Origin of the sequence: Desulfofundulus sp. (assembly GCF_049701015.1) — a bacterium.
Taxonomy (GTDB): Bacteria; Bacillota; Desulfotomaculia; order Desulfotomaculales; family Desulfovirgulaceae; genus Desulfofundulus.
The window spans coordinates 1-1880 of sequence record NZ_JBNATZ010000365.1 but is presented as its reverse complement, the minus strand read 5'-3'; the positions used below and the strand labels follow the sequence as shown (position 1 = coordinate 1880).

Genomic DNA, 1880 nt, shown 5'->3' with positions numbered 1-1880 from the left:
GGCAACTGCTGGCGCACTGTTTCGATATAGCTGACACCAGTAATGACCAGCACGTCTGGTAGGGTGCCACCTCGGGGAGCTTACAATAGTCTGCGTAGGTGTGTTTTTTTTCGCCGGCAGCGGCGATCTCTGCAAGTGCCGCCTTCATCGATTTCACCCCCTGGATGCTTGCGGGAAAAGGCCCTGACTGGCTCTTTCGCGGCATTATGGTAATATTTTCCGGAAGGCGGGCAATGATTTTCGGGGTAAAAACCTTTAAATCCTTTCGTTTAAATCCTTTCGTTCCCGTTGCCTTTACACTTATTTCAAGGTTATACTTTTTAAAGCGAGGTGTTGCCCATGGAGAACAAACCGACTCTGTACCTTGAAACAACCATTCCCAGTTACCTGGTAGCCCGCCCAAGCCGTGATTTGATCATCGCAGCAAATCAACAGGCAACTCATGAATGGTGGAACGAAGAAAGGAAAAATTTTAAAATTTACATATCCCAAGCAGTCCTGATCGAAGCAAAATGGAGATCCTGAAGTAGCTTCCCAAAGGGTCAAGCATCTTGAAGGACTTGAAATTTTACCTGCCACAGAAGAAGTGGAAAAAATGGCAAAAGAGTATCTCGCCGTGCTTGGCATTCCAAAGAAGTCGGCCCTGGACGCTGTACATATCGCATATGCGGTAGTATATAAGTTAGACTACCTTTTAACCTGGAACTGCAAGCACCTCGCCCATGGAGAAATCCGCAGGAAGCTGAGACGGTATAACGGCTCCATTGGGCTGGAAACCCCTGAAATTGTCACCCCTATTGAGCTTATGAGGAGGGATTAATTATGGCCTTTGAAGATCATATTGTCAATGAAGTCAGAAAGTCACGTGAACTTATTCTAGAACAATTCAAAGGTGATTTGGATAAATTCTTCAAGTTTATCCGTGAAGAAGAAAGCAAAAATCATGAGAAGCTTGCCGGCATTCCTCCTGCAAAGAACATGCCGTCCAAAAAGGTAGTTGGATAAACATACCGGCGGGGCAACTATAGGGAAGGCAGGGCCTTCACTATAAAGCATCTTCGAGACCTGCTTCCCTGAGGGCGGCGGTGAGGCGCTTCAGCTCCTGGGCGCGGTCTTTACGGCACACCAGCAGGCACTCCCCGTCGTCCACCACTACCAGATTCTCCACTCCCAGCGTGGCCACCAGCCTGCCGGGGGCGTGGATGATGCTGTTGCGTGTATCGAGAAAAACCCCCCGCGCCTCGATCACGTTGCCGTTTTCTTCCGTTTCCCGGCACCGCTCCAGGGCCGGCCAGGAACCCACGTCGTCCCAGCCAAAGTCACCCGGCAGAACAAGGACGTTGGGAGCCTTCTCCATGATCCCGTAATCAATAGAAACTCTTGGAAGGCATGGGTATACCCGGGATAGGACTTCCCGGCAGGAGCCGTGAGCCATGGCCCGCCCTATTTCCGCCAGTCCGGCCGCCAGGGCCGGCAGGTGTTCTTCAATCAACCGGTAGATTAAATCAGCCCGCCAGATAAACATCCCGCTGTTCCACAGGTAGCGGCCTGAAGCCAGAAACTGCCGGGCCTTTTCCGGCCCCGGCTTTTCCGTGAACCTTTCCACCCGGTAAACCGGTATGCTTTCATGGTATTGGAGCAACTCTCCCTGGCATATGTACCCGTATCCCGTGTCCGGCCTGGTGGGGGTAACGCCCATGGTTACCAGCCACCGCCCACCGGCTGCGAGGGATACTCCCGCCTGCAGCACCGATTGAAACCGCCTTACATGGGCAATGTAGTGATCAGCCGGCAGCACCGCCATTACCCCCCGGGGGTTCTTGCGCATAACATGGAGGGCTCCCAGCCCTACGGCCGCCGCCGTATCCCGGCCGCACGGC

General features: G+C 53.1%; 3 protein-coding genes and 1 pseudogene. 2 read left to right on the top strand and 2 right to left on the bottom strand.

Features of this window, described 5'->3' with window-relative positions; all coding sequences use genetic code 11:
- Positions 1-403: pseudogene (locus ACPLUI_RS14430) on the bottom strand (hypothetical protein); the annotation flags it as partial.
- A gap of 192 nt (positions 404-595) precedes the next feature.
- Here ACPLUI_RS14430 and ACPLUI_RS14425 point away from each other — a divergent pair.
- Together ACPLUI_RS14425 and ACPLUI_RS14420 are read left to right on the top strand one after the other, a co-directional pair.
- Positions 596-820, top strand: coding sequence for a hypothetical protein (locus ACPLUI_RS14425; RefSeq protein WP_424660938.1), 225 nt, complete (start codon positions 596-598; stop codon positions 818-820).
- Between the two features lie 2 nt (positions 821-822).
- Entirely contained in the window at positions 823-1005 is a 183-nt protein-coding gene (locus tag ACPLUI_RS14420; protein WP_424660937.1) for a hypothetical protein, read from the top strand.
- A 40-nt stretch (positions 1006-1045) separates the two neighbouring features.
- Here ACPLUI_RS14420 and ACPLUI_RS14415 read toward each other — a convergent pair.
- Positions 1046-1880, bottom strand: an 835-nt coding sequence (locus tag ACPLUI_RS14415; protein ID WP_424660936.1) for a mannose-1-phosphate guanylyltransferase, incomplete at its 5' end; no start/stop codon positions are given.

Bases quoted from the DNA above. Each gene is read 5' to 3' on its own strand.
- ACPLUI_RS14425 (WP_424660938.1), top strand. From the start codon at position 596: ATGGCAAAAGAGTATCTCGCCGTGCTTGGCATTCCAAAGAAGTCGGCC.
- ACPLUI_RS14420 (WP_424660937.1), top strand. From the start codon at position 823: ATGGCCTTTGAAGATCATATTGTCAATGAAGTCAGAAAGTCACGTGAA.